The organism is Streptomyces sp. NBC_00988, assembly GCF_045162645.1.
In the GTDB taxonomy this organism is placed as follows: Bacteria; Actinomycetota; Actinomycetes; order Streptomycetales; family Streptomycetaceae; genus Streptomyces.
Window position 1 is genome coordinate 5710795 of the sequence record NZ_CP108730.1, and the last position, 26112, is coordinate 5736906.

Genomic DNA, 26112 nt, shown 5'->3' on the forward strand with positions numbered 1-26112 from the left:
CGCCCACGTGGCGGAGCCGCACATCGGCACAGCCCCGCGCCACTAAGAACCTCACCCCAAGGCGTGCTCCAGTAGAGCCGCCCATTGGGCCACCACTCGCTCCCGGCGGCCCCTGTCGTCGGTGAGCAGGTTGGCCAGGCCCAGGCCTCTTGCCATGTCCAGGAGGCCCTGGACCGTTTCTCGTACCCCCGGCCGGGACTCGTCCGCGTCCAGCAACTCCACCGCTATGCGGTGGGTCTCGCGGCCCACCTTCGCCTCCAACTCGGTTACCCGTGGGCGGAGTTGGTCCTCGTTCGACGCGGCCACCCAGAGGTGGAGGGCCGCGCGGAACAAGGGGCCCGTGTAGAGGTCGACCAGTGCCTCGATCACGACTCGGCGGTCTGCGGCGCCCTGCGGGAAGAGGGAACGCAGCGCCGTGGAGCGTTCCTCGGCGACGTACTCGACCGCCGCCGTGAAAAGGTCCTCGCGGGTCGGGAAGTGGTGTTGGGCGGCGCCTCGGGAGACACCGGCTCGTTCGGCCACGACGGCGACCGTGGAGCCTGCCCAGCCGTGTTCGGCGAGGCAGGACACGGCGGCTTCCAGGAGGCGTTGCCGGGTGGCCCGGCTGCGGTCCTGCTTGGGTCTGCGGTCGACCGCGCCCGGCGCCGTCGTCGCGCTCACACCACCCATGCGGGATCCCGTCGTTCGAGGAATGCTGTCATCCCCTCGCGGGCCTGCGCGGAGCCGAACAGCCGTGCCGAGAGCGCGGTCAGGTCGGCCGCGTCCCGGTCGAAGGTTTCCAGCACCCTAGCCGTGAGCAGCCGTTTCGTCTCGGCCAGGGCCTCGGGAGCGGCTCGGCGCAGACCGTCGAGGATCGGTGCGAGGGCTTCGTCCACGTCCTCTCCCGTCAGCGTCAGCAGTCCTGCGCGGGTCGCCTCCGCCGCGTCGAAACGCTCGCCGGTGAGGTAGTAGCGGGCCAGTGCTCGCGGGTCCGTCCGGGGCAGGAGGGGGAGGGAGATGACCGCCGGGGCCACTCCGATCCGTACCTCTGTGAAGGCGAAGGTGGCGGACTCGGTCGCCGCTGCCGCTATGTCGCAGGCCGCGAGCAGGCCCAGGCCGCCTGCCCTTACGTGGCCCGTCACTCGCGCGACGACCGGCTTGGGGAGTTCGATGATCTGCCGGAGCAGGGCCACCAGCGACTCCGGGGGCGGGGGATCCCGTAGGTCCGCGCCCGCGCAGAACGTGTTGCCGGTGTGGGTGAGGACGACCGCCCGTACGTCGGCGTCCTTCGCGCACTCCGTCAGCGCGTCCGCCAACTCGCTTACCAGGGAGGCCGACAGCGCGTTCCGGGTGTCCGGTGAGTCCAGGCTCAGGGTCTCGATGCCACGCGCGCGTGCACGGCCGATCAGCGTCATGCGCGGCCTCGCAGTTCCCGGCGCAGGATCTTGCCGGAGGCGGCTCGGGGGACGGTGTCGATGAAGGTGACGATGCGGACGCGTTTGTACGGGGCGACGCGTTCGGCGACGTACATCAGGACCTCGCTCTGGGAGAGGTCCACGGCCGTCTGTTGGCGGACCACGTAGGCGTGCGGGACCTCGTTGTTGTCGTCGTTGTACTCGCCCACGACGGCCGCGTCGGCGATGCCGGGGTGGGTGAGCAGGAGGGCCTCCAGTTCGGCGGGGGCCACCTGGAAGCCCTTGTACTTGATGAGTTCCTTCACGCGGTCCACGACGAACGTCCAGCCGCCGTCGTCCACATAGCCGACGTCCCCGGTGCGCAGCCAGCCGTCCTCGTCGATCATCGCGGCGGTCTCGTCGGGGCGGCCCAGGTAGCCCTTCATCACCTGGGGGCCTCGGATGAGGAGTTCGCCCGCCTCGCCGATGCCGAGGTCCTTGTCGGGGTCGTCGAGGGAGACGATCCGCATCTCGGTGCCGGCGATGAGTTTGCCGACGGTTCCCGGGGGTGCGGTCGGCATGTCCCGTACGGGGACCACGTGGGTGCCCGGGGACAGTTCCGTCATGCCGTACGCCTGGCCTACGGGCGGGAGGCCCAGGCGCTGTGAGCAGGCGGCGGCGAGGTTCGCGTCGAGGGGGGCGGCGGCGCTGATGATGTATTTGAGGGACGAGAGGTCGTACTGCGCGACCGCGGGGTGCTTGGCGAGGGCCAGGACTATGGGCGGGGCCACGTAGAGGCCGGTGATGCGGTGGTTCTCGATGGCCGCGAGGAAGGTCTCCAGCTCGAAGCGCGGGAGGACCACGACCGCGGCGCCCTTCCTCAGGGGGGCGTTCATCAGGGCCGTCAGACCGTAGATGTGGAAGAAGGGCAGGACGGCGAGGATGCGGTCGCCGGGGCCGGTGGGGACCGCGGGCTCCAACTGGGCCAGGTTTGTTGCTATTTGGCGGTGGGTGAGCATCACGCCCTTGGGGCTGCCGGTCGTGCCCGAGGAGTACGGGAGGGCCGCCACGTCTGTCACGGGGTCGATGTCGACCGTCGGCTCAGGGGCCGTGGAGCCGAGCATGTCGGCGAGGGAGCGGTGGCCGGGCGCGCTGTCGCAGACGAATATCTCCTCGACGCCGCCCGCGAGTTCGGCGGCACGGCGTGCCGCGTCCAGCAGGGGTGACAGGGTGACGATCCAGCGGGCCTCGGAGTCGCGCAGCTGCTTGGCGAACTCCTCCGGGGTGGCGAGCGGGTGCACCGTCGTGACGGAGGCACCCGCGCGCGTGGCGGCGTAGAACGCCAGCGGAAAAGCGACCGTGTTGGGGCTGTGCAGGGCGAGCACGTCCCCCTTGCGCACGCCCGCGTCCGCGAGGCCGGCCGCGATCCGCCGGTGGAACGCGTCGAGTTGGGTGTACGTGAGGGTGGTGCCGTCCGTGCCGTCCACCAGCGCGGGTTCGTCGCCGAACTCGGCGGCCCGGGCCAACACCGCGTCGTGGATGGGGAGTTCGACGGCCGGTACGTCTGCGTACTCGCTGCGGAACATGGTTCCTCCTGGCGCGGACTGGCGCGGGGCCCCTCGGGCGGGCCTCGGGTCGCGGGCTTCGGGTGGGCTTCGAGCCTCGGGCCTCGGGTCAGTACGACTTGGGGAGGCCCAGGGTCTGGTGGGAGACGTAGTTGAGAATCATCTCCCGGCTCACCGGAGCAATACGAGCCACGCGCGCGGCGGTTATCAACGAAGCGAGCCCGAATTCCCGCGTGAGGCCGTTGCCGCCGAGGGTGTGCACGGACTGGTCCACGGCCCGCACGCACGCCTCGCCGGCCGCGTACTTGGCCATGTTGGCGGCCTCGCCCGCGCCCACGTCGTCACCGGCGTCGTACAGATACGCCGCCTTCTGCATCATCAGGCGGGCGAGTTCGAGGTCGATGTGCGCCTGGGCGAGGGGGTGTGCGATGGCCTGGTGGGCGCCGATGGGGGCGTCCCATACGGTGCGGTCGCGCGCGTACTCGACGGCTCGGGCCAGCGCGTAGCGGCCCATGCCGATCGCGAAGGCGGCGGTCATGATGCGCTCGGGGTTGAGACCGGCGAAGAGTTGGAGCAGACCGGCGTCCTCGTCTCCGACCAGTGCGTCGGCGGGGAGCCTCACGTCGTCCAGCGTCAGCTCGAACTGCTTCTCCACCGCCTGGAGTTCCATGTCTATCTGGCGGCGCGTGAAGCCCTCTGCGTCTCGCGGGACGATGAACAGGCAGGGCTTCAGGCGGCCTGTGCGGGAGTCCTCCGTGCGGCCGACTATGAGGGTCGCGTCGGCCAGGTCCACGCCGGAGATGAAGACCTTGCGGCCGGTGAGGAGCCAGTCCGTGCCGTCTCTGCGGGCCGTGGTGGTGATGCGGTGGCTGTTGGAACCGGCGTCCGGTTCCGTGATGCCGAAGGCCATGGTGCGGGTGCCGTCCGCCAGCGCGGGGAGCCAGGTTTGTTTTTGGGCTTCTGTGCCGAAGCGGGCGATCACTGTTCCGCAGATTGCCGGTGACACGACCATCATCAGGAGGGGGCAGCCCGCGGCTCCCAACTCCTCCAGGACGATGGAGAGTTCGGAGATGCCACCTCCGCCGCCGCCGTATTCCTCGGGGAGGTTGACGCCCAGGTAGCCGAGTTTTGCTGCCTCCGACCAGAGTTGCTCCCGGTCGTAGGTGCGGCCGTGGCGTTTGCCCAGGGCGGAGACGGCTGAACGTAGGGCCTTGTGTTCTTCGGTTTCGGTGGTGGGCATGTGGCTCCCTCGTCGTGGCTGGTCGCGCTCGCGCGGCGGTAGCCGCATATGGATACAGCCCCGCGCCTCTAAGTCGGCTTCACTACCGCCAGCAGAGAAGCGACCTGTATTTGCTGGCCCAGCTCGGCGTGCAGGGCCGTCAGCGTGCCGGTGGTGGGGGCTGTGATCTTGTGTTCCATCTTCATCGCCTCCAGCCACAACAGGGGCTCGCCTGCGGTTACTTGGGCTCCTACGACCAGGCCCTCCGCCATCCTCACCACCGTGCCCGGCATGGGAGCGAGCAGTGAGCCGGGGGCGAGTTGGGCGGCGGGGTCGGGGAAACGGGGCAGGGCCGTCAGGGTCGACGCGTTCACGTACACCTGGTCGCTGTCGCCGTAGCGCGCTACCTCGAACTTCCGTCGTACGCCGTCCACTTCGAGTACGACGAGGCCGGCGTCCGCGTGGATGACGCGCACCCCGTCCGCCGTCAGGCCCTCCCTCGTGTGGCGGTAGTGAACCTCGTGTTCCTCGCCGGCCATGGTGTAGCGCTTGGTCTGGGGCTGGGAGGGGAGATTGCGCCAGCCGCCGCCTCCGAAGCGGGAGCGGCCGTGGGTGTCGGCCAGGGCCGCCGCGAGGGGGGCGTGCGGGTCGGGGGCGGCCTCCGTGAGTTCCGGGAGGTGGCGGTCGTAGAAGCCCGTGTCCATGTGGGCCGTCGTGAACTCCTTGTGGCGCAGGGAGTTGACGAGGAGGGCGCGGTTGGTGATCGGGCCGTGGATCGTTGCCTGTTCGAGGGCTCCGGCGAGTTTGCGGAGGGCCTCGGCGCGGGTGGGGGCGTGGGCTACGACCTTGGCGAGCATCGGGTCGTAGTGGATGCCTATGTCGTCGCCGTCGGTGTAGCCGGTGTCGAGGCGGACGCCGGTCGGGACGGCTATGCGGTGCAGGGTTCCGGTCTGGGGGGTCCAGTCGTGGGACGGGTCCTCGGCGTAGAGGCGGGCCTCTATCGCGTGGCCACGCGCGCTCGGGGGGTCGCTTTCGAGGGGTTCGCCCTCCGCGATGCGCAGTTGCAGGGCTACCAGGTCGATGCCGAACACGGCCTCCGTGACGGGGTGTTCGACCTGGAGGCGGGTGTTCATCTCCAGGAAGTGCGCCTTGCCGTCGGGGGAGATCAGGAACTCGACCGTTCCGGCACCCTCGTAGGCGACCGCGCGGGCGGCACGTACAGCCAACTCGCTCAGTTCCTGCGCCAGTTGATCGGAGAGGCCGGGTGCCGGGGACTCCTCCATCACCTTCTGGTGGCGGCGTTGGAGAGAGCAGTCGCGGGTGCCGAGGGACCAGACCGTGCCGTGGGTGTCGGCGAGGATCTGTACCTCGACGTGTCGGCCGCCTTCCACGTAGGGCTCGACGAAGACCTCGCCGTCGCCGAAGGCGCTCAGCGCCTCGGCCCGTGCCGCCGTCAACTCGGATGGCAGGTCTGCGAGTTGGCGCACGACCCGCATGCCACGCCCGCCGCCGCCCGCCGCCGCCTTCACCAGGACCGGCAGGTCGGCCTCGGTGACGTGCTCCAAGGAGGCGATGCCCATCAGTTGCTTGGCGTGGGTCTTGGAGGCCATGGCCTCGATCGCCTCGGGCGGGGGGCCGATCCAGAGCAGGCCGGCGGCCTGGACGGCGCGGGCGAAGTCGGCGTTCTCGGAGAGGAAGCCGTAGCCGGGGTGGACGGCGTCCGCGCCCGCCGCGACGGCCGCCTTCACGATCGACTCCCCGCGCAGATAGGTCTCCGTGGGCGTCGAGCCGGGCAGTCGTACCGTCGCGTCGGCCACGCGTGCGTGGAGCGCGTTCTCGTCGGCGTCCGAGTGCACGGCGACCGTGCGGATGCCGAGCTCGCGGCAGGTGCGGAAGATCCGGCAGGCGATCTCGCCCCGGTTGGCGACAAGGACGGTCGAAATCACGTGGCCCCTCACATCGGTCATGGCCGTCACATCCGGAAGACGCCGAAGCCACCGCGCGCGCCCTCGTAGGGCGCGGTGTGGATGGCGGACAGGCACAGGCCGAGGACGGTGCGGGTGTCGCGCGGGTCGATGACACCGTCGTCGTACAGCCGCCCCGACAGGAACATCGGCAGGGACTCGGACTCGATCTGCTGCTCCACCATGGCGCGCAGCGCCGCGTCCGCGTCCTCGTCGTAGGGCTGCCCCTTCGCTACGGCCGACTGCCGGGCGACGATCGAGAGCACGCCGGCGAGCTGCTGGGGGCCCATGACGGCGGACTTGGCGCTGGGCCAGGCGAAGAGGAAGCGGGGGTCGTAGGCGCGGCCGCACATGCCGTAGTGGCCGGCGCCGTACGAGGCGCCCATGAGCACGGACAGATGCGGTACGCGGCTGTTGCTGACGGCGTTGATCATCATCGCGCCGTGCTTGATGATGCCGCCCTGTTCGTACTCCTTGCCGACCATGTAACCGGTGGTGTTGTGCAGGAAGAGGAGCGGGATGTCGCGCTGGTTGGCCAACTGGATGAACTGGGCGGCCTTTTGGGACTCCTGGCTGAAGAGGACCCCTTGGGCGTTCGCCAGGATGCCGACCGGATAGCCGTGCAGGGTGGCCCAACCCGTCACCAGGCTCGTGCCGTAGAGGGGCTTGAACTCGTCGAAGTCGGAGCCGTCGACGAGGCGGGCGACGACCTCGCGCGGGTCGAAGGGGGTCTTGAGGTCCCCCGGGACGATGCCGAGGAGTTCCTCCTCGTCGCACTTGGGAGGTGCCGCCGGGGCCGGATCGCCGTACGCCTTGCGGTGGTTGAGGCGGGCGACGACGCGGCGCGCCTGCCGCAGCGCGTCCTGCTCGTCGACGGCGAAGTGGTCCGCGAGGCCCGAGACGCGCGCGTGCATCTCGGCGCCGCCGAGCGACTCGTCGTCGCTCTCCTCGCCGGTCGCCATCTTCACGAGGGGCGGCCCGCCGAGGAACACCTTCGCGCGCTCCTTGACCATGATCACGTGGTCGGACATGCCGGGGATGTACGCGCCGCCGGCGGTCGAGTTGCCGAAGACGACGGCGATCGTCGGGATGCCGGCGGCGGAAAGCCGGGTCAGATCACGGAAGATGGCGCCGCCGGGGATGAAGATCTCCTTCTGGGAGGGGAGATCGGCGCCTCCGGACTCGACGAGGCTGATGCAGGGGAGGCGGTTGGCGAGGGCGATGTCGTTGGCGCGCAAGGCCTTCTTCAGCGACCAGGGATTACTGGCTCCGCCGCGCACGGTCGGGTCGTTGGCGGTGATCAGGCACTCCACGCCTTCCACCACCCCGATGCCGGTGACGAGCGAGGCGCCGACCGCGTAGTCGCTGCCCCAGGCGGCGAGCGGGGACAGTTCGAGGAAGGGGGTGTCGGGGTCGAGGAGCAGTTCGATGCGTTCGCGGGCGAGCAACTTGCCGCGTTTACGGTGCCGTTCGACGTATTTCGGCCCGCCACCGGCGAGAGCCTTCGCGTGCTCGGTGTCGAGTTCGCCGAGTCTGGCGAGCATGGCCTGGCGGTTGGCCGTGTAGTCGGGACCGTTGGTGTCCAGGGCGGTCGGGAGGACGGTCACAGGAGGACCTCCGGTATGTCCAGACGACGGGAACGCAGCCATTCACCCAGGGCCTTGGCCTGCGGATCGAAACGGTGCTGGGCGGCGACGCCCTCGCCGAGAATCCCCTCGACGACGAAGTTGAGGGCGCGCAGGTTGGGCAGGACGTGCCGCGTAACGCCCAACTCGGCGGTCTCCGGCAGGAGTTGCTTGAACTGCTCGACGGTCAGCGCATGGGCGAGCCAGCGCCACGCCTCATCCGTACGCGCCCACACCCCCACGTTGGCGTTCCCTCCCTTGTCACCGCTACGGGCCCCGGCGACCAGACCAAGGGGCGCCCGCGTCGTGGGCCCGTCCCCCAGAGGCTCGGGGAGGGCCGGCTGCGGAAGGTCTTCCAGTACGCGGGTGTGGTGGGCCGGGGCCACAGCAATCCGGCGCCCGTCGTGGAGGACGGCCACATGGTTGACGGCCCCATGGGGGACATACACATCATCGAAGACGCCATAGGGCGCTCCCTTTCCAGGTGGGGTCAGCACATGGAAGCCGGGGTAACTGGCCAGTGCGAGCTCGACGGCGGCGGCGCTCAACGCCCGCCCGACGACCTCCTGATCGGGATCCCGCACGACGAGCCGCAGCAGTGCGCTGGCGGTCTCCTCGGTGGAGGCGTCCGCATGGTCGGTACGGGCGAGATCCCAACGGAGTTCACCGGGGCGGGACTTGGCGTTCCCCTCGTCGAACGCGGCGTCCATCTGCTCCCGGACGAGCGTGGCCTTGCGCTCGATGTCGAGCCCGGTCAGCACGAAGGTGACCTCGTTGCGGAAGCCGCCCAGCCGGTTGAGCCCGACCTTGAGAGTCGGCGGCGGAGCTTCCCCTCGCACGCCCTCGATCCGCACCCGATCGCCCCCGTCCCCGTCCCCGTCCCCGTCCCCGGTCCCGGTCCCGTCCTCCCCGATCCGGATGGTGTCGAGGCGGGCGGTGACATCGGGTCCGGCATACCGGGCGCCGTGCGTCTCGTAGAGGAGCTGCGCGGTGACGGTACCGACGTCCACGACTCCGCCCGTGCCGGGGTGCTTGGTGATGACGCAGGACCCGTCGTCGTGAATCTCGGCGAGTGGAAAGCCGGGACGGCGGAGCTTCTCCGGCGCGTGCTCGGTGAAGAAGGCGTAGTTCCCGCCGGTCGCCTGGGTCCCGCACTCCAGCACATGCCCGGCGACCACGGCCCCCGCGAGCCGGTCGTGGTCGCCGGCCCCCCATCCGAAGTGAGCGACGGCAGGCCCGGTGACCAGGGCGGCATCGGTGACCCGCCCGGTGACCACGACATCGGCCCCCGCATCAAGACAGGCGGCGATCCCGAAGCCACCGAGATAGGCGTGCGCGGCAAGGGCATCCGGATACCGCCCGGCGAGATCGTCCCCCTCGACATGCGCGACCCGTACGGCAATCCCGAGCCGGTCGGCCAACTTCCGTACGGCGTCGGCGAGTCCGGCGGGATTGAGCCCCCCGGCGTTGGTGACGATCCGCACCCCCCGCTCCTGGGCGAGCCCGAGACTCTCCTCCAACTGCTTGAGGAAGGTACGGGCGTACCCGGCGCCGGGGTCCTTCAGCCGGTCCCGACCCAGGATGAGCATGGTCAACTCGGCGAGGTAGTCACCGGTGAGGACGTCCAGTTGGCCGCCGGTGAGCATCTCGCGCAGGGCGTCGAACCGGTCGCCGTAGAAGCCGGAGGCGTTGCCTATGCGGAGGGGGGCGACGGCGGACGTCACTGTCCGGCCCCCTTCGACTTCGGCGGGCGCCCGGCGCCGGGGGGTCCCGCGAAGGCCTGGGCGATGTCGAGCCACCGATCGGCATCTGCGCCGACCGCCTCCACCGCGAGGTCGGAGCGGTGGGCGCGCTGGGTGACGAGGAGGCAGAAGTCGAGGGCGGGGCCGGTGACGCGCTGCGGAGCGTCTTCGGGGCCGTAGACCCACAACTCACCCTCGCCGGAGGGAGCGTGGAGTTCCACCCGGAACTCCTCGCTCGGCGGGGTGAGCCCATGCGCACCAAAGGCGAAGTCACGTGCACGCACACCGATGCGCACCACATGCCGGAGCCGATCTGTAGGTGGCCGGACCACACCGACCGCGTCGGCGACGTCCTGCCCATGGGCCCAGGTCTCCATAAGCCGACCGGTGGCCATGGAGGCGGCCGACATGGGTGGCCCGTACCAGGGGAAGCGGGTTCCTGTGGGTGCGGCGTACAGGGCCGCCAGGAGTGCGGCCCGCCCGGCCCGCCAGTCGGCGAGAAGCTGGGCGGGCGTCTTCGCGGCCCCCTCCTGCGCCCCCTCGTCCACGAACGTCTCGGGAGTGGCGAGGGCCTTCTCGACCAGCGCCCGGAACGCTTCCTCGTCCGTCACGGCGAGCAGGGCGGAGTGGTCGGTCCAGGCCAGGTGGGCGATCTGGTGGGCGACGGTCCAGCGGGCAGCGGGCGTCTCGAAGGCCCAGCCCTCCGGCCTCAACTCGGCCACAAGCCGGTCGAGTTCCGCGCTCTCCTCACGCAGGTCGTCGAACACGCGCGTCGGATCGGACATGGGGGGAGCATGGCAGGGGGATCAGAAACAATCAAGCGTGCTTGCATTATTGGGTGAGCGGGGATGAGTGGGTGGAATGGGGAGTTGCTCTGGGCCTGGGTTGTGATGTGACCGTTGGGCCGCCCGCTTCTTGGTCAGTGTCGGGATTGCGTGAGTCGAGTAAAGGGCGCTCCCTGCGGTCGCGTCGGCTGCGCCGATTGCGCTGCGCTCCACCCTTGACTCAACTCACGCAATCCCGTTTGAGAAGCGAGCGGGCGGCCCCGAGGGATGGGTGGCCAGGGAGGGATCCCCTTGTCTGTACTGGGTTCCGGGCCGGTGCGTGGGGGCGCTCACGTCTCGCCAACACGCCGGTGGGCTCGGCGGCCGACGGTGGGTGGGTGGTTGCGGGAAGCCGGGGGTAAATCTAACCACTGTCGCAGGCTTTGACCGGTTAGAGATGACCCCGGCTTCCGGCAAGGGCGGGGTCGGGGGCGAGGGCGGCTCGTTGCCGTCTCGCCCGCACGCCACCTCGACTCAGCGGCTGTCGGCCGGTGGGGACTTGCTGCGCAAGACGCCACCAGGCCAAGGGACAAGGGGCAAGGAGGGGCGCCGGGGGCGTGGCCGGGGGTGAGGGGAACGCGCTCGCGTCTCGTCTGCGTGCCGGGCGGGTTTGGCGGCTACCGGCCGGTGGTGTGTGCGGGGACCGACCTCGACCCCACAAGCAACGGGTCATGGGCAACAGGTAGTCAGGTAGTAGTGGGTGATAGGCAGTTCTGGGCCACAGACACGGAGGAGAACTCCGGGCCGGTACTGGGCGGCAGCCCGGGTGGTGGCCCCCATCTGCCGATTACGCCTCTCCGGGGTACCCGGTTCGCAGCAATGTGACAGCCGAAGCAGAAGTGTCACACTTCTCCGACCCACCCACCCCGGCCTCCCGTCGTGGCCCCGGCATCTCTGGAGGCCGGGATCTTCTCTAACCGGTAAAAGGTCATGACGATGGTTAGATTTACCCCCGGCTTTCCGCAACCACCCACCCACCGTTGGCCGCTGAGCCGAGGCGGTGTGCGGGCGGGACGGCAGCGCGCGCCCCACCGACCGGTAGCCGCTGAGACCACCCGGTGTGCAGGCGAGACGCGAGCGCACCCCTCCACACCGGCCCGCCACGCAGTACAGGTACGGGCCTCCCCACCTTGGCCACCCGTTCCTCCGGGCCGCTCGCTCGCTTCTGAAACGGGCTGGAGCGGCCCTAGTCAAGGGTGGCCCGCAGGGCCATCGCCGCAGGCGACGCGACCGCAGGGAGCGCCCTTTACTCGGGCCGCGGAAGCCCGACACTGGCCAAGAAGCGAGTGGCCCAACGGCGACCTACGCCTCTACTTTCGCCTTCCCCCGGCCCACCTGTGTCCGCACCGCCCCCATACTCGCCGCGATGACCAGCGCGATGGCCATGGCCTCGGGAACGGACAGCGCCTGGTGGAGGATCAGGAAGCCCGCCGTAGCCGCCACGGCTGGTTCCAGGCTCATCAGGATGGCGAAGGTGGAGGAGGGGAGGCGGCGCAGGGCCAGGAGTTCGAGTGTGTAGGGGAGGACCGAGGACAGGACCGCCACCGCGGAACCCAGGGCGATCGTCGTCGGGTTCAGCAACCTTGTGCCTGACTCCGCGACGCCAAGCGGCAGAAACACCACCGCCGCCACGACCATCGCCAGCGCCAATCCATCAGCTTGTGGAAAGCGACGCCCTGTACGAGCGCTGAAGACTATGTACGTTGCCCACATGGCGCCGGCCCCCAGGGCGAAGGCCACACCTACAGGGTCCAAGCTGCTGAAGCCTCCGCCGCCGAGGAGGAAGACGCCTGCCAGGGCGAGTCCGGCCCATACCGCGTTCAGCGCGCGCCGGGATGTCAGGACGGAGAGGGCGAGTGGGCCCAGTACCTCAAGCGTCACCGCCGGGCCCAGGGGGATGCGGGCCAGCGACTGGTAGAAGAGGCCGTTCATCGCGGCCATGGTGATGCCGAAGACGACGACCGTGCTCCAGTCCGCCCGTGAGTGACCCCGCAGGCTCGGGCGACAGATGACGAGGAGAACCACCGCGGCCACCATCAGCCGCAGCGTCACCACACCCAGCGCCCCCACCCTGGGCATCAGCGTCACCGCCAGCGCGCCACCGAACTGCACCGAGATCCCCCCGGCCAGCACCAGCCCCACCGGCCCGAGCGAACCCATGCGGGACGGCGCCGCGGCCGAGTCGGCGGTCAGGTTGGCAGTCGGGTTGGCCACGGGGGTGGTGGTCGACGTACTGGGGATGCTCACGGGGGCTTCCAGGGCTCGGTTCAGCGCGCATTCGTCCATCACGATGCACTGCTCGGTCCATGGTAATGGACTTCGACAGGTGTGAGAACCCTTTATGCAGCTGTCACTGGGCCTAGTCCCGGAACAGGGGGCGGCCGTCGGGGAGGGTGGTGGGCATGGGCCCGAAGAGGGGATCGGAGTACAGGGGATCGGAGTACTCCGGGTACTCGGTCTGCGGGTAGGCCGGTTGATACGTCGGCTCGTACGTCTGCGGCGCCCAGCTCTCGACGAAGACCGGTGCCGAGGAGTACTCGTAACCCACGCCCGCCGCCGACACTCCCACCGGAACCCCCGCCTCGGCGAACGACGGCAGCCGCAGCTCCCCGGTGTCCATCACCGCGTTGTTCTGCGAGCGGTGCAGCCGCGAGTACGCCCCGCCCCGGGCCATCAGCTCCTCGTGCCGGCCCGTCTCCACGATCCGGCCCCGGTCCACGACCAGGATGCGATCGGCGTCGGGGGCGAGGTTGAGGTCGTGGGTGATCATGATGGTCGTACGGCCCGCCATCAGTCGGCGCAGAGGCTTCACGACCCGGCGGGCCGCCATCGAGTCCAGGCCGGTCGTCGGTTCGTCGAGGACCAGGACCGGGGCGTCGCGCAGGATCGCGCGGGCGATCGCCAGGCGCTGGAGCTGACCGCCGGACAGGCGGGCCGAGTTGGGGTCGACCTTCGTGTCGTAGCCGTCGGGGAGGCGGAGGATGAACTCGTGGGCGTCGGCCGCCATCGCCGCGTCCACGATCGCCTGCTCGCTCGCGCCGGGGCGGCCGCAGGCGATGTTCGCGCGGACGGTGTCGTGCAGGACCAGGGTCTCCTGGGGGAGCAGGGTCACGTACTCGCGCAGGCGGGCGAGGGGGAGGTCCCGCAGGGGGACGCCGTCGAGGAGGACGTCGCCGGCGTCGGGGTCGTAGAAGCGGAGCAGCATTTTGGAGACGGTGGACTTGCCGGCGCCGCTGGGGCCGGTGACGATCACCAGCTCGCCGGGGTTGACGGTGAAGGAGAGGCCCTCCAGCGCGATCCTGTCCGCGCCCGGGTAGCTGAAGGTGACGTCGCGGAGTTCGACCGTGCCGTCGGGGCGGCCTGTCTCGGAGTCGCGGGCGGGGTCGGCGACGGACGGGCGTACGTCGAGGATCTCGATGAGGCGTTCGGCGCCCGCGGTGGCGGCCGTGACGGTCAGGCCGAGTTGGGCCAGGCCGCGGACGGGCGGGTAGAGGTAGCCCAAGAAGGCGGAGAACGCGAGGAGTTGGCCCAGGGTCATGCGGCCGGTGGAGATCTCCCAGGCGCCGATGCCGATGACGGCGAGCACGCACACGGTCTCGATGACGGCGACGAGTTGCTCGTACGCCTCGTTCAGCCGCGTCGAGCGGACGGAGGCCCGGAACCAGGCTCCGGCCTCCTCGTTCAGGCGGCGGCGTTCGGCGTCGCGGCGGCCGTAGGCCTGGGTGAGGACGATGTTGCCGAGGGACTCCTCGACGACGGAGGTGATCGCGCCGTCGGCGACCCGGCCCTCGCGTGAGACGTCCTTGATGGAGCCGGAGAAGCGGCGGGCCGCGAGCCAGAAGAGGGGGGCGAGGACGAAGGTGGCGGCGGCCAGGTCCCAGCGCAGCCAGAACGCGGCGGCGGCGTAGAAGAGGGCGGAGAAGAGCGCGGACGCGGTGCCGATGACGCCGGACACGACGAGGGTCTCGATCGCCTCGACGTCGCCGGTCAGGCGGGACAACAGGTCGCCCTGGCGGTGCCGTTGGAAGAAGTGCGGCGGCAACTGCTGTACGTGGTCGAAGACATGCTCGCGCAGTCTCATCACGAAGCGTTCGGTGGCCCAGGCGGCAAGGGAGTTGCCGGCGTACGAGACGAACGCGCCGACGATCGCGACGCCCAGCCACTTCGCGGCGGGGCTCCAGAACGCGCTCAGTGAGCCCTTCGCGAGGGCTCGGTCGGTGAGGTCGGCGAAGAGGAGGATGGCCTCGGTCTCGGCGAGCGCGCCGATCACCGTGCACACCCAGACGAGGACCAGCCAGCGTCTGAGACCGCGGGTCAGCGGCCAGAAACGACGGAAAGCGGTGCGGGCGGGAATGGTGGGAGTTCCGTAGTCCTCGTCGTATTCGAGGTCTTCACCATCCGTATTCAGATCGGCATCCACGCCCATGATCCCCTTCGCTTTCCGTCATCAGAATTCTTTGGATTTTCGAATTCGGGAAAGAAAAGAGGGCCGACTGCGTGGGTCGGCCCTCTTCTACTGCCGGTTCAGCTGTCCTGGCCGGGCAGCGGCTTCGGCAGCGGCTTGGGCTGGTGCTTCTTGCGCGGCTTCGGGGGCGGCGTCGGGAGCTGCTTCGACTGGGGCTTCGGCGAAAGCGGGGCGAGCTTCTTGAGGCTCATTCCGTACTCCTTGGGTTGTGCAGTGGATTGTGCGTCAAAGTCGGGCGTTTTACCGCCCGGGGAATTCCCGACACGGATGAACTTACACGCGCCCGACGCCAAGGCGCGGCAAATTAGGCAAGCGAACGGCAAGCAGGTGCTGTGAATACCTTTGTGAATCCTGAGTTACGGCGGTGAACCTGAGAGTTCTCTGATAAAGCTGAGAGCAGCCTTAATGAACCTGTGCTTCCGCCCTCAGGCGAGGGCCTGTCTGAGGCCCTCCGCCCCTCAGCGGCGCGCCATGTAGAGGTCCAGCGCCTTGTGCAGCAACCGGTTGAGGGGGAAGTCCCACTCCCCCAGGTACTCGACGGCCTCTCCACCCGCGCCGGCCTTGAAACGCAGCAGCCCCAGCAGGTGGTTGGACTCCTCCAGGGTGTCGGTGATGCCCCTGAAGTCGTATACGGCCGCGCCGAGTTGGTGGGCGTCGGTCATCATGCGCCACTGCATCGCGTTGTTGGGCTGCACCTCGCGGCGGCGGCTGGTGGAGGCGCCGTAGGAGTACCAGACGTGCCGGCCGACCGTCAGCATCGTGGCCGCGGCGAGGATCTCGCCGTCGTGGTGGGCGAGGTAGAGGCGCATGCGGTCGGGGTGTTCGGCGGTGAGGGCGGTCCACATGCGCTGGAAGTAGGGCAGCGGGCGCGGGATGAAACGGTCGCGCTCGGCGGTCTCGGCGTACAGCTCGTAGAAGGCGGGGAGTTCGTCGTAACCGCCCTGGACCACCTTCACGCCGGCCTTCTCGGCCTTCTTGATGTTGCGCCGCCACTGCTGGTTGAGGCCGCGGTGGATCTCGTCCAACGGCCGCCCCGCGAACGGCACTTGGAACACGTACCGGGGCTGCCCGGCCGCGAAGCCGTCCTCTCCCCCGGGTTCCGTCTGCTGCCAGCCCGCGCGGCGCAGGCGGTCGGCGACCTCGTAGGCACGGGGTTCGTACGACGTGGGCGCGGCGTCCTTCAGCCGCCGCGCGTCCGGGTCGGCGATCGCGGCCTTCACCGCGTCCGCGCTCCAGCGGCGTACGACGACGGGCGGGCCCATCTTCACCGTGAACGCGCCCTGCGACTTGAGGTGCGCGAGCATCGGGTCGAGCCAGCGGTCGAGATCGGCGTCGTGCCAGTCGATCACCGGCCCCTCGGGCAGGTACGCGAGATACTTCTTGAGTTTGGGCACGGGCCGGTACAACACCAGCCCCACCCCGACCAGTTGCCCACTCGCCTCCTCGAACCACCCCAGACTCTCCGCCCGCCAGTCGGGCTTCACCGCACCCCACGACGGCACCTGCATATGGCTGGCGGAGGGGCGGGCGGCGATGAACGCGAGGTGTTCGGCGGAGGTGATGGGGCGGAGACGGAGGTTGGTCATACGCGGGCTCCCTGACGGATCGAAACCGTGATCGAACGGCCAGCCTAGGCAGTCACCCGCGTCCGTCCCGGGGTCCGAAGGTCTCCAGCGCCTCCGTGTCCGACGCCCGCGCGTTGAGGAAGTAGTCCGCCCACTCCGCGATCTCCGGGTAGCCGGACTCGCGGGTGAGGCGGGTGATCGCCGCCGGAATGTCGTACGGCGTCACACGGAGGTCCGTGCCGGGGCCGAGCAGGCACCAGTGGGCGCCGGTGCGGCCGTACGGCATGCCGACGCTGCCGGGGTTGACGATCAGGCGGCCGTGGGCGAGGCGGATGTACGGCATGTGGGTGTGGCCGCAGACGATCGTGCGGATGTCGTCGTCGAGGCCGGTGAGGACCTCCGTCCAGCGGGCGGGGCGGGAGTCGACCAGGACGACTTCCTCGTCGTCCCGGGGAGTCGCGTGGCAGAAGAGGACCCTGCCCAGGCCGCGGATCGGGAGGGTGAGTGTCTTGGGGAGGGTGGCCAGGAAGTCGACCTGGTCGGGGCGGAGGGCGGTCGCCGCGTACGGGGCGATCGGGTCGGGGATGTCGTCGCGTTCGCCCCTGCGGTACTCGACCAGTTCGCGGTCCGCGTTGCCCGAGATCCACAGCACTCGGTCGGCCTGCGCACGCAACAGGTCTACTACTTCCGCCGGTTGGGGGCCCGCCGTGATGTCTCCGGTGAGGACGATGCGGTCGGCGGCGGCCACCTCCGGTTCGGCGAGGACCGCTTCCAGGGCGGGGAGCACGCCGTGGATGTCGGAGAGGACGGCGACTCGGCCCAGTTCGTCGGTCACTTCCCTTCTCCGTCCAGCGCGTCCGCCAGTACCTCCGCGAGATGCCGGCCCCGTACCCCCGCCAGCTGCTCCAACTGTGTACGGCACGAGAAGCCGTCCGCCAGGATCACCGCGTCCTGCGGTGCCTGGCGTACCGCCGGGAGGAGTTGTTCCTCCGCGCATGTCGTCGACACCTCGTAGTGGCCCTTCTCGAAGCCGAAGTTGCCTGCCAACCCGCAGCAGCCGCCCGCCAGTTCGCCCGCCAGGCCGGCCGCCTCGCGCAGGCGGCGGTCGGGGGCGTCGCCCAGGACCGCGTGCTGGTGGCAGTGGGTCTGGCCGACCGTGGGGCGGTCGATGCGGGGTGGGGTCCAGCCGGGGGCGAGGCGTTCCAGGGCCTCGGCGAAGGTGAGGACCCTGGCGGCGAGGCGGGCCGCGCGGGGATCGTCGGGCAGCAGTTCGGGGAGGTCCGCGCGGAGGGCCGCCGCGCAGCTCGGCTCCAGGACGACGAAGTACGCCGGAACCTCGTCCATGTCGGGCAGGTCAGGGCTCAGGAACACATCCAGCAGGTCCAGCGTGTCGCGCAACACCGCGCGGGCGCGGTCGAGTTGGCCGGTCGACACGTAGGTCAGGCCGCAGCAGACGCGGACTCGGCGGGCCTTCCAGGGGCTGAAGGTGTACGCAGCGCCGTCGCCGTCCTCGTCCGGCAACTCCCTCGCGCCGAAGGTCTTCGTCGGCATGGGCACCACGAAGAGCCCGGCCGCCTCCAGTACGCGCACGGCCGCCATTCCCACCGACGGTGAGAGGTGCTCGGTGAAGGTGTCCGGCCAGACCATGACGGCGCCGCCCCGGGGACGCTCGGGTTCCCGGCCCGCCCGCCAGTCGGCACGCATCCCCCGCGTCTTCGCCCTGAACCATCGCTTCGACCACCGGGTGAACGTCACCCTCGCCACCCTCGGAATCCTCCGCTCCCCCGCGATCCCGCCCAACCTCTTCGCCAGCGCCGCCAACGGCCGTACAGAAGCAAGGGAGTTGACTAGCCACGCCGTACGCGTCCGCTCCACCAGCCGCAGCCAGCGCGGCAGCCACCCCATCGCGTAGTGGGCCGCGGGCCGTCGTCGCCCCTCGTAGTGGTGGTGCAGGAACTCCGCCTTGTACGTGGCCATGTCGACCCCGACCGGGCAGTCCGTGCGGCAGCCCTTGCAGGACAGGCACAGGTCCAGCGCGTCCCGGACCTCCGTCGACCGCCAGCCGTCGGTGACGAGTTCGCCCGCGAGCATCTCGTGGAGGAGTCGGGCACGCCCGCGCGTGGAGTGCGCCTCCTCGCCCGTCGCGCGGAACGACGGGCACATCACCGACGGTCCCGACACCTCTGTCGTACGGCACTTGGCCACCCCCACGCACCGCCGTACCGCCGCCGAGAAGTCCCCGCCGTCGGACGGGTAGCCGAACACCACGTCCACCGGCTCACGCGGGAGCACCGAGAAGCGGAGGTTCGTGTCGAGCGGGGCCGGCCTCACCAGCATCCCGGGGTTGAGGAGGTCGTCCGGGTCCCACACCCCCTTCGCGCGCTCGAACAGGGTCACCATCTCGGCGCCGTACATCTTCGGGAGGAGTTCCGCGCGCGCCTGTCCGTCCCCGTGTTCTCCGGAGAGCGAGCCACCGTGGGCCGCCACCAACTCCGCCAGCTCCTCCGAGAAGCCGCGGAAGCGGGCCACCCCCGCCTCCGTCAGCAGGTCGAAGTCGATGCGGACGTGGATGCAGCCGTCCCCGAAGTGGCCGTACGGCGTTCCCCGTAGGCCGTGTTCGACCAGCAACCCTCTGAAGTCCCGTAGGTACGCGCCCAGTCGGGCCGGCGGCACCGCGCAGTCCTCCCAGCCCGGCCACGCCTCCGAGCCGTCCGGCATCCTCGTCGCCGTACCGCTCGCGTCCTCGCGGATGCGCCACAACGCGCGCTGGCTCGACGGGTCGGTCACCACCAGGGAGTCGAGGACGTCGGCCGCGCGGACGATGGTCTCCGCACGCGCGCGTGCCTCCGCCTCCGTGTCGCCGCCGGTCTCGACGAACAGCCAGGCGCCGCCTCGGGGGAGGTCGGCCGTGGAGCGGACCAGGTCGGCCGCCATGCCCTCGACGGTGAGCGGCGCACAAGGCAGGAGCCCCGCCGCCGCCTCCGCCGCCGCGCTCTCGTCGGCGTAACCGAGTACCGCCAACGCACGCGCGCGGGGTGCCTCGACGAGTCGTACGACCGCCTCCGTGAGGATGCCCAGCGTGCCCTCGCTGCCGCAGAAGGAGCGGGCCACGTCCGCGCCGTTCTCGGGGAGGAGGGCGTCCAGGGCGTAGCCCGAGATGCGGCGGGGGAGGTCCGGGAAGCCGGTGCGCAGGCGGGCCAACTCGGCGTCCACGAGCGGCCGTAGGCCCTCCGGGGCGCCCGCCCAGTCGCGGCCGGGGTGCAGGAGATCCCCCCGCGCGGTGATCACGGACAGCTCGCTCACGCTGTCCGCCGTCGTGCCCCAGGCGACCGAGTGGGAGCCGCAGGAGTTGTTGCCGATCATGCCGCCGAGGGTGCAGCGGCTGTGGGTCGAGGGGTCGGGGCCGAAGCGCAAACCGTGCGGGGCGGCGGCCTGTTGGAGGCGGTCGAGGACCAGGCCGGGCTGGACGACCGCCGTACGGGAGGCGGGGTCCAGGGACACCAGTCCGTTCATGTGGCGGGTGAAGTCCAGGACCACGCCCGTGCCCGTCGCCTGGCCGGCGATGGACGTGCCGCCGCCGCGTGCCACCACCGGCAGGCCGCGAGCGTCGCCGCCACGTCGTCGGCGTCACGGGGCGCTACGACACCCAGGGGCACGCGTCGGTAGTTGGACGCGTCCATGGTCGTCAGCGCCCTGGACGTGACGTCGAAACCGACCTCGCCCCGGACGGTCCCGCGCAGCTGTGCCTGGACGGCCGCCAGTTCCGCCGCTCCCGCCGCTCCCGCCCGAAGGTCCACCTGAAGATCAGCCATGCCCCCAGCATGCACCCGACCACTGACAGTGACCGTCCGGCATCTGGCGAAACGTTCCGGGAAACTTCGCACCCACAGGGCACCGATTCTGTAAACGCATCCAGAACCTCCCCAGTTCGATCACTAACTCTCATATAGTGACAGCCAGTTGAGCACCCGGAGTCGCTTCTCGCCCAGGAACCCGACGAGCACCCCCCGAGGACACGACCGAGGACGACTGAGGACCACGACCAAAGACGCCCGAGGACCCGACCGAGGACCCCCTTCATGACCGCCCCCATACTTCCCGGCGAACGACCCACCTTCCGCACCGTCGCCCCCGTCCCCCTGTTCACCGCCGTACTGGCCGGGCTCGCGGTCGCCGGCGCGGTCTATGTGACCCCCGGCTCGAAGCGCCTCGCGGTCGCCTGCGGTGCCGGTGCCGGCGCGCTGCTGCTGTGCGCGGCCGTCGCGCTCGCCACGCACGCGTACCAGACGGCCCGGATCACCCGCCGCCGTCTTGAGGCCGTCACCCTGGACGCGGGGCGGCTGCTGCAGGAACGGGCCCGGCTGAGCACGGACTTCGACCGGGAGCGCGTGCAGCTGACCGAGGAGCTGACCCACGAGCGGGCCCGGCTGACCGCGGAACTCTCGCAGGAACGCTCCCGGTTGACCTCCGACTTCTCCCAGGAGCGCATGCGGCTCACCACCTCCTTCGCGGAGGAACGCAGCCGCCTCACGGACGAGAGCGAGCTGGAGCGCGCCCGGCTGAGCGCCGAGAACAAGCAGCTGGCCGAGCGGGCCCGCCGCGACTCCCACGAGCGTGCCGCCGCGCTCTCCGCGACCGCCAACGCGGCGGGCCGGATGCAGGCGCTGGCCACCGGCATGCTCGCCGACCTGCGCTCCATGGAGGAGCGGCACTCGGACGAGGACGTCCTCGCCGACCTGCTCCACCTCGACCACCGCACCGCGCAGGCGGGCCGTCTCGCCGACTCCGTCGCCGTCCTCACGGGCGCGCGCTCCGGCCGCCGTTGGGCCCGTCCCATCGCCATGGAGTCGATCCTGCGGGGCGCGATGGGCCGTATCAGCGGCTATCAACGCGTGCGCGTGCACTCCGCGAGCGACACCGCCGTCGCCGGGCACGCGGCCGAGGGCGTGATGCACGCGCTCGCCGAACTCCTCGACAACGCCGCGAACTTCTCGCCGCCGAGCGCCGAAGTGCATGTCTACGTAGAAGAAGTGCCCGCCGGGGTCATCCTCTCGGTGGAGGACAGCGGCCTGGTCATGGGCGACATCCAGCTGCGCCGCGCCGAGCGGGCCGTCTCCGGCGACTCCACCGAGCTGGGCGGTCTCACCGGCACCCGGCTGGGCCTCGCGGTCGTCGGGCGGCTGGCCCGCAAGTACGGCCTGAAGGTGTCGTACCGGCCTTCCGCGCGGGGTGGCACCGGCGTCCTGATGCTCGTACCGCAGGACATCCTGGTGCCCCAGGACGCGCCGACGCCGCAGGTGTCCCTCGACCTTCCCGAGCCGTCGTCGTCGACATCGACACCGGTGGATCCGGAGGCAGTTCCCGAGCCCGCGGCCTCCGTCCGGGACCATCCGTGGATGTCCTACGCCGCCGGGCGCACCGTCGCCGACCTGGACCCGGACCCGGTGCCCACGCACGAGTCGCCGGACCGCGGTGCCCCGGCCGATGCCGTGATGGACGTAGCGAACGCGTTGCCCGAAGGCCTGCCCAAGCGGCGCCGGGGTCAGGCACTCGCGGAGGCCGAGCGTGCACGCGCGCGTGCGGAGTCCCCGGTGCCCGAGACGACGCACCCCGCCCCCTCGGCCGACGACACCCTCGCCCGCACCGCCCGCTTCAACAGCTTCCGCCAGGCCGTACGCGAGGCGGCGACCGACCAGGGCACGCGCTCGTCCGGCACCGACGCGGACAGCCCCGTATCAGCAGAGCCCACCCCCTCCCTCTCCCACTCGGAAGGCAACCCCACCTCATGACCGGCACGACGACCGCCGACGAGAAGCTCACCTGGCTCATCGAGGGCCTCCTGGAGCGCACCCCGGGCGCGCGGCACGCGCTCGTGCTGTCCCGCGACGGCCTGAAGCTGTGCCGGACGCCCGAACTCTCCGTCGACCAGGCCGACCAGCTCGCGGCGATCGCCGCCGGGATCCAGTCGCTGTCGCACGGCGCGTCGGTGGAGTTCGGGGACGGCAGCGGGGGTGTGCGCTCCGCGATGACCGAGTTCTACGGCGGGGTGCTGTTCATCGTCGAGGCGGGCGAGGGCGCGCACCTGGCCCTCGTCACCACCGAGGACGCGGACGCGGGGCTGATCGGGCACAACATGAGCGAGCTGGTCGAACAGCTCGGCGAGCACCTCCGCGCGGAACCCCGTACGTGATGAGCCGCCCCGGCAGGGACGACTCACCCGACCGCCTCTACACGCTCACCGGAGGCCGCGCCCGTTCCGGCCCGGACAGCCCGTTCGACCTGGTGACCCTCGTGGTCGCCGAGTGCGATCCGGTGACCGGGATGCAGTCGGAGCACGCGGCGATCCTGCGGATCACCGAACACCCCACGGCCGTCGTCGAGTTGGCGGCCGAGCTGAGACTCCCGGTGAGCATCACCAAGATCCTCCTCTCCGACCTTCTCGCGGCCGGCCGGGTCAGCGCCCGCCATCCGCGCAAGGCCGATCTCGATCCCGACGTCCTGGAACAGGTGCTCGTTGGACTCCGCAACCTCTGACGCGCGCACCCCCTTGGGTGCCTCCGCCGACAACGGCCTGAAGATCGTGGTCGTCGGCGGCTTCGGCGTCGGCAAGACCACGCTGGTCCGCTCGGTCAGCGAGATACGTCCCCTCAACACCGAGGAGACGATGACGAAGGCCGGCGAGGCCGTCGACGACATCAGCGAGGTGCGCGGCAAGTCCGCGACCACCGTCGCCTTCGACTTCGGCCGCATCACGCTCGACGCCCGCAATGTGCTGTACCTGTTCGGCGCCCCCGGGCAGGAACGGTTCTGGTTCCTCTGGGACCGGCTGTTCTCCGGGACGCTCGGCGCGGTCGTCCTCGTCGACACCCGCCGGATCGGCGACTCCTGGTACGCGATCGACCGCCTCGAACACCACGGCACCCCCTTCATCGTGGCCTGCAACGACTTCGGCGGCCCGACCTACGCCCCGCAGCAGATCCGCGAGGCCCTCGACCTCGACCCGCACGTCCCCCTCCTGGACTGCGACGCCCGCTCCCGCGCGTCCGCGAAACAGGTGCTGATCACCCTGGTCGAGCACGTCAAGAACGAACACACCAGGGGCCGTTACGACGGCCAGGGCGCCGCCCGCCGCCAAGTCCCCTCCCCCCACCAGGAGTTGACCCTGTGACCGCGCCCGTACCGCTGAGTGGACCCAGGTTCCAGACCGAACCGGCGCAGCTGTACCGGGAGATGCGGCGTGAGCACGGCGCCGTGACCCCCGTGGTGCTCGACGGCGACATCCCGGCCTGGCTGGTGCTCGGCTACCGCGAGCTGCACCAAGTCACCGGCGATCCGGTCCTGTTCAGCCGTGACTCCGACCTGTGGAACCAGTGGGACGGCATCCCCGACGACTGGCCGCTGCTGCCGATGATCGGCCGTAAGCAGCCGTCGATCCTCTACACGGTCGGCGAGCGGCACCGCGAGCGCGTCGGCATGATCAGCGACGCGCTGGAGGCCGTGGACCCGTCCGAACTCCGGTCGTACACAGAGAAGTTCGCGGACGAGCTGATCGACGGGATCTGCGCCAAGGGCGAGACGGACATCGTCGGCGACTACGCGATGCTGCTGCCGGTACGGGTCCTGGCCCGGCTCTACGGCTTCCGGGACGAGCAGGGTCCCGGTCTGGTGACCGCGCTCAACGACATGATCGACGGACGCGAGCGGGCGATCGCCGGGCAGACCCATCTGGCCACGTCCATGGGGCAGTTGCTGGCCGACCGGAAGGAGAAGCCGGCGGACGACGTCGTGTCGCGGATGCTGACGCACGAGTCCGGCTTCAACGACGTCGAGATCGCCCAGGACTTGATGGTGATGATGGCGGCCGGTCACCAGCCGACCGCCGACTGGATCGGCAACTCGCTGCGGCTGATGCTGACCGACGACCGTTTCGCGGCCTCCCTCTTCGGCGGCCGCAACAGTGTCGCCGAGGCGATGAACGAGGTCCTGTGGGAGGACACCCCGACGCAGAACGTGGCCGGGCGCTGGGCCTCCCGCGACACCCAGCTCGGCGGTCGCCGCATCCGCGCCGGCGACCTGCTCCTCCTCGGCCTCCAGGGCGCCAACTCCGACCCCCAGGTCCGCACCGACGGCTCCGCCCTCACCGGCGGCAACAACGCGCACTTCTCCTTCGGGCACGGGGAGCACCGGTGTCCGTTCCCGGCGCAGGAGGTGGCCGAGGTGATCGCGCGGACGGGGATCGAGGTGGTGCTGGACCGGCTGCCGGACATCGACCTGGCGGTACCGGCCGAGTCCCTGACGCGGAGACCGTCGCCGTGGCTGCGGGGGCTGACGGAACTGCCGGTGCGGTTCACGCCCGTCGCCGCGCTCTGAGTTCCGCCCTTCGAGCCCCCCCTTTGATCCCAGCTCCCCCTTCGAGACCTGTCCCCCTTTGACCCCTGCTCTTTGAGCCCTGCCCTGGAGGCACTCCCGCATGAGCACCGGTACCGAAGAGACCCGTATCGTCCTCGACCCGTTCGTCGGCGACCTGGACGGCGAGAGCGCGAGGCTTCGCGAGGCCGGTCCGCTGGCCGCCGTAGAACTGCCCGGTGGCGTGCCCGTGTGGGCGGTGACGCGGCACGCCGAGGCGAAACAGCTGCTCACGGATCCGCGGCTGGTGAAGGACATCAACGTCTGGGGTGCCTGGCAGCGCGGCGAGATCCCCGCGGACTGGCCGCTGATCGGGCTCGCGAACCCGGGCCGTTCGATGCTGACCGTGGACGGCGCGGACCACCGCCGGATGCGCACGCTGGTCGCGCAGGCGCTCACCCCGCGCCGGGTGGAGCAGATGCGGGAGCGGATCGCCAAGCGGACGCAAGGCCTGCTCGACGGCCTGGACGGGGACGAGGTCGACCTGAAGGCGGCGTTCGCGTACCCGCTCCCCATGTACGTCATCGCCGACCTCATGGGCATAGCGGAGGACCAACTCCCGCGCCTGAAGGAGCTGTTCGAGAAGTTCTTCTCGACGCAGACGCCGCCGGCCGAGGTGATCGCCACCCTCACGGAACTCGCGGGCATCATGGCCGCGACGGTCGCGGCCAAGCGCGCCGAACCCGGCGACGACCTGACCTCCGCCCTGATCGCGGCGTCCGAGAACGGCGACCACCTCACCGACGAGGAGATCGTCTCCACGCTCCAGTTGATGGTCGCGGCCGGCCATGAGACGACGATCTCGCTGATCGTCAACACGGTCGTCAACCTGTCGAAGCACCCGGTCCAGCGCGCCCTGGTGCTGGCCGGCGAGGCCGACTGGTCCTCGGTGATCGAGGAGACCCTGCGCCACTCGACGCCCACCTCGCACGTCTTGATCCGCTTCGCCACGGAGGACGTCCAGGTCGGCGACAAGGTCCTCCCGGCCGGGGACGCGCTGATCGTGTCGTACGCCGCGATCGGCCGCGACGAGGAGGCCCACGGGCCGACGGCGGGCGAGTTCGACATCACCCGCACCAGCGAGAACCGCCACATCTCCTTCGGCCACGGCCCGCACGTCTGCCCCGGCGCGGCACTGTCCCGCCTGGAGGCGGACGTGGCGCTCCCGGCCCTCTACGAGCGCTTCCCGCACCTGGACGTGGCGGTCCCGGCGGCCGAGCTCCGCAACAAGCCGGTGGTGACGCAGAACGACATCTTCGAGCTGCCGGTAAAGCTGACACCGGGCGACTGATCCACTTGTCCACGGGCCGGACGGGTCGTCTCACCGGTGATCTCCTCGGTCGTCTCATCGAACGGACGCGTTT

Annotated in this window: 21 protein-coding genes; 6 read left to right on the forward strand and 15 right to left on the reverse strand. The window is 70.4% G+C overall.

What is annotated here, in order from left to right; all coding sequences use genetic code 11:
* Window positions 1–51: 51 nt before the first annotated feature.
* The 15 genes from OG496_RS25925 to OG496_RS25995 all read right to left on the reverse strand — a co-directional run bounded on the left by OG496_RS25925 (window position 52) and on the right by OG496_RS25995 (window position 20154).
* Window positions 52–669 carry a TetR/AcrR family transcriptional regulator gene (locus tag OG496_RS25925; protein WP_366498900.1) on the reverse strand — a complete coding sequence of 206 codons (618 nt, stop codon included), beginning with the start codon at window positions 667–669 and terminating at the stop codon, window positions 52–54.
* Window positions 657–1394, reverse strand: a complete 738-nt coding sequence (locus OG496_RS25930) for an enoyl-CoA hydratase family protein (protein WP_405972582.1) — start codon at window positions 1392–1394, stop codon at window positions 657–659. The genes OG496_RS25925 and OG496_RS25930 overlap by 13 nt, the downstream gene beginning before the upstream one ends.
* Window positions 1391–2959, reverse strand: a complete 1569-nt coding sequence (locus OG496_RS25935; RefSeq protein ID WP_405972583.1) for a 4-coumarate--CoA ligase family protein — start codon at window positions 2957–2959, stop codon at window positions 1391–1393. Before OG496_RS25935 ends, OG496_RS25930 begins: the two co-directional genes overlap by 4 nt.
* Window positions 2960–3047: 88 nt before the next feature.
* The gene (locus OG496_RS25940; RefSeq protein ID WP_366498903.1) at window positions 3048–4178 is read right to left on the reverse strand and encodes an acyl-CoA dehydrogenase family protein; all 1131 of its coding nucleotides are present in this window, start codon (window positions 4176–4178) and stop codon (window positions 3048–3050) included.
* A 68-nt stretch (window positions 4179–4246) separates the two neighbouring features.
* Window positions 4247–6124: a biotin carboxylase N-terminal domain-containing protein gene (locus tag OG496_RS25945; protein WP_405972584.1), complete on the reverse strand. Its 1878-nt coding sequence runs from the start codon at window positions 6122–6124 to the stop codon at window positions 4247–4249.
* 5 nt (window positions 6125–6129) lie between these two features.
* Entirely contained in the window at window positions 6130–7728 is a 1599-nt protein-coding gene (locus tag OG496_RS25950) for an acyl-CoA carboxylase subunit beta (RefSeq protein WP_405972585.1), read from the reverse strand.
* Entirely contained in the window at window positions 7725–9470 is a 1746-nt protein-coding gene (locus OG496_RS25955; protein ID WP_405972586.1) for an acyclic terpene utilization AtuA family protein, read from the reverse strand. The genes OG496_RS25950 and OG496_RS25955 overlap by 4 nt, the downstream gene beginning before the upstream one ends.
* On the reverse strand, window positions 9467–10273 hold the full coding sequence (locus OG496_RS25960) for a TIGR03084 family metal-binding protein (protein WP_405972587.1): 807 nt from the start codon (window positions 10271–10273) through the stop codon (window positions 9467–9469). Before OG496_RS25960 ends, OG496_RS25955 begins: the two co-directional genes overlap by 4 nt.
* Window positions 10274–11614: 1341 nt before the next feature.
* On the reverse strand, window positions 11615–12472 hold the full coding sequence (locus OG496_RS25965) for an EamA family transporter (RefSeq protein ID WP_405976708.1): 858 nt from the start codon (window positions 12470–12472) through the stop codon (window positions 11615–11617).
* A gap of 199 nt (window positions 12473–12671) precedes the next feature.
* Window positions 12672–14732 carry an ABC transporter ATP-binding protein gene (locus OG496_RS25970; RefSeq protein ID WP_405972588.1) on the reverse strand — a complete coding sequence of 687 codons (2061 nt, stop codon included), beginning with the start codon at window positions 14730–14732 and terminating at the stop codon, window positions 12672–12674.
* Window positions 14733–14836: 104 nt separating this feature from the next.
* Complete coding sequence (locus OG496_RS25975; RefSeq protein ID WP_405972589.1) at window positions 14837–14968, reverse strand: hypothetical protein; 132 nt, start codon at window positions 14966–14968, stop codon at window positions 14837–14839.
* A 267-nt stretch (window positions 14969–15235) separates the two neighbouring features.
* The gene (locus OG496_RS25980; protein ID WP_405972590.1) at window positions 15236–16363 is read right to left on the reverse strand and encodes a lipid II:glycine glycyltransferase FemX; all 1128 of its coding nucleotides are present in this window, start codon (window positions 16361–16363) and stop codon (window positions 15236–15238) included.
* A 52-nt stretch (window positions 16364–16415) separates the two neighbouring features.
* Window positions 16416–17177 (reverse strand): metallophosphoesterase family protein, encoded by a 762-nt coding sequence (locus tag OG496_RS25985; RefSeq protein ID WP_405972591.1) that lies wholly within the window; start codon window positions 17175–17177, stop codon window positions 16416–16418.
* Window positions 17174–19933 carry an FAD-binding and (Fe-S)-binding domain-containing protein gene (locus OG496_RS25990; protein ID WP_405972592.1) on the reverse strand — a complete coding sequence of 920 codons (2760 nt, stop codon included), beginning with the start codon at window positions 19931–19933 and terminating at the stop codon, window positions 17174–17176. Before OG496_RS25990 ends, OG496_RS25985 begins: the two co-directional genes overlap by 4 nt.
* The gene (locus OG496_RS25995) at window positions 19852–20154 is read right to left on the reverse strand and encodes a hypothetical protein (protein ID WP_405972593.1); all 303 of its coding nucleotides are present in this window, start codon (window positions 20152–20154) and stop codon (window positions 19852–19854) included. Before OG496_RS25995 ends, OG496_RS25990 begins: the two co-directional genes overlap by 82 nt.
* A gap of 267 nt (window positions 20155–20421) precedes the next feature.
* On the opposite strand from OG496_RS25995, the gene OG496_RS26000 reads away from it, so the two are divergent.
* From OG496_RS26000 to OG496_RS26025, 6 genes are all read left to right on the forward strand, one after another.
* Window positions 20422–22131: an ATP-binding protein gene (locus tag OG496_RS26000; protein ID WP_405972594.1), complete on the forward strand. Its 1710-nt coding sequence runs from the start codon at window positions 20422–20424 to the stop codon at window positions 22129–22131.
* Window positions 22128–22532 (forward strand): roadblock/LC7 domain-containing protein, encoded by a 405-nt coding sequence (locus OG496_RS26005; RefSeq protein ID WP_329251992.1) that lies wholly within the window; start codon window positions 22128–22130, stop codon window positions 22530–22532. The genes OG496_RS26000 and OG496_RS26005 overlap by 4 nt, the downstream gene beginning before the upstream one ends.
* Entirely contained in the window at window positions 22532–22876 is a 345-nt protein-coding gene (locus OG496_RS26010; RefSeq protein ID WP_366496823.1) for a DUF742 domain-containing protein, read from the forward strand. The genes OG496_RS26005 and OG496_RS26010 overlap by 1 nt, the downstream gene beginning before the upstream one ends.
* A complete protein-coding gene (locus OG496_RS26015; protein WP_366496822.1) occupies window positions 22857–23510 on the forward strand; it encodes an ATP/GTP-binding protein in 654 nt (217 codons plus the stop codon). The genes OG496_RS26010 and OG496_RS26015 overlap by 20 nt, the downstream gene beginning before the upstream one ends.
* Window positions 23507–24712: a cytochrome P450 gene (locus OG496_RS26020; RefSeq protein WP_405972595.1), complete on the forward strand. Its 1206-nt coding sequence runs from the start codon at window positions 23507–23509 to the stop codon at window positions 24710–24712. The genes OG496_RS26015 and OG496_RS26020 overlap by 4 nt, the downstream gene beginning before the upstream one ends.
* Before the next feature lie 100 nt (window positions 24713–24812).
* Complete coding sequence (locus tag OG496_RS26025; protein ID WP_405972596.1) at window positions 24813–26039, forward strand: cytochrome P450; 1227 nt, start codon at window positions 24813–24815, stop codon at window positions 26037–26039.
* The last annotated feature ends 73 nt before the right edge of the window (window positions 26040–26112 follow it).

What these genes read in the sequence shown, in the direction of transcription:
- OG496_RS25945 (WP_405972584.1), bottom strand. Translation starts at nt 6,124, where the DNA reads ATGACCGATGTGAGGGGCCACGTGATTTCGACCGTCCTTGTCGCCAAC.
- OG496_RS25995 (WP_405972593.1), bottom strand. Translation starts at nt 20,154, where the DNA reads ATGGCTGATCTTCAGGTGGACCTTCGGGCGGGAGCGGCGGGAGCGGCG.
- OG496_RS25940 (WP_366498903.1), bottom strand. Translation starts at nt 4,178, where the DNA reads ATGCCCACCACCGAAACCGAAGAACACAAGGCCCTACGTTCAGCCGTC.
- OG496_RS25930 (WP_405972582.1), bottom strand. Translation starts at nt 1,394, where the DNA reads ATGACGCTGATCGGCCGTGCACGCGCGCGTGGCATCGAGACCCTGAGC.
- OG496_RS25975 (WP_405972589.1), bottom strand. Translation starts at nt 14,968, where the DNA reads ATGAGCCTCAAGAAGCTCGCCCCGCTTTCGCCGAAGCCCCAGTCGAAG.
- OG496_RS25980 (WP_405972590.1), bottom strand. Translation starts at nt 16,363, where the DNA reads ATGACCAACCTCCGTCTCCGCCCCATCACCTCCGCCGAACACCTCGCG.
- OG496_RS25935 (WP_405972583.1), bottom strand. Translation starts at nt 2,959, where the DNA reads ATGTTCCGCAGCGAGTACGCAGACGTACCGGCCGTCGAACTCCCCATC.
- OG496_RS25965 (WP_405976708.1), bottom strand. Translation starts at nt 12,472, where the DNA reads ATGGGTTCGCTCGGGCCGGTGGGGCTGGTGCTGGCCGGGGGGATCTCG.
- OG496_RS25960 (WP_405972587.1), bottom strand. Translation starts at nt 10,273, where the DNA reads ATGTCCGATCCGACGCGCGTGTTCGACGACCTGCGTGAGGAGAGCGCG.
- OG496_RS26025 (WP_405972596.1), top strand. Translation starts at nt 24,813, where the DNA reads ATGAGCACCGGTACCGAAGAGACCCGTATCGTCCTCGACCCGTTCGTC.
- OG496_RS26005 (WP_329251992.1), top strand. Translation starts at nt 22,128, where the DNA reads ATGACCGGCACGACGACCGCCGACGAGAAGCTCACCTGGCTCATCGAG.
- OG496_RS26000 (WP_405972594.1), top strand. Translation starts at nt 20,422, where the DNA reads ATGACCGCCCCCATACTTCCCGGCGAACGACCCACCTTCCGCACCGTC.
- OG496_RS25925 (WP_366498900.1), bottom strand. Translation starts at nt 669, where the DNA reads ATGGGTGGTGTGAGCGCGACGACGGCGCCGGGCGCGGTCGACCGCAGA.
- OG496_RS26010 (WP_366496823.1), top strand. Translation starts at nt 22,532, where the DNA reads ATGAGCCGCCCCGGCAGGGACGACTCACCCGACCGCCTCTACACGCTC.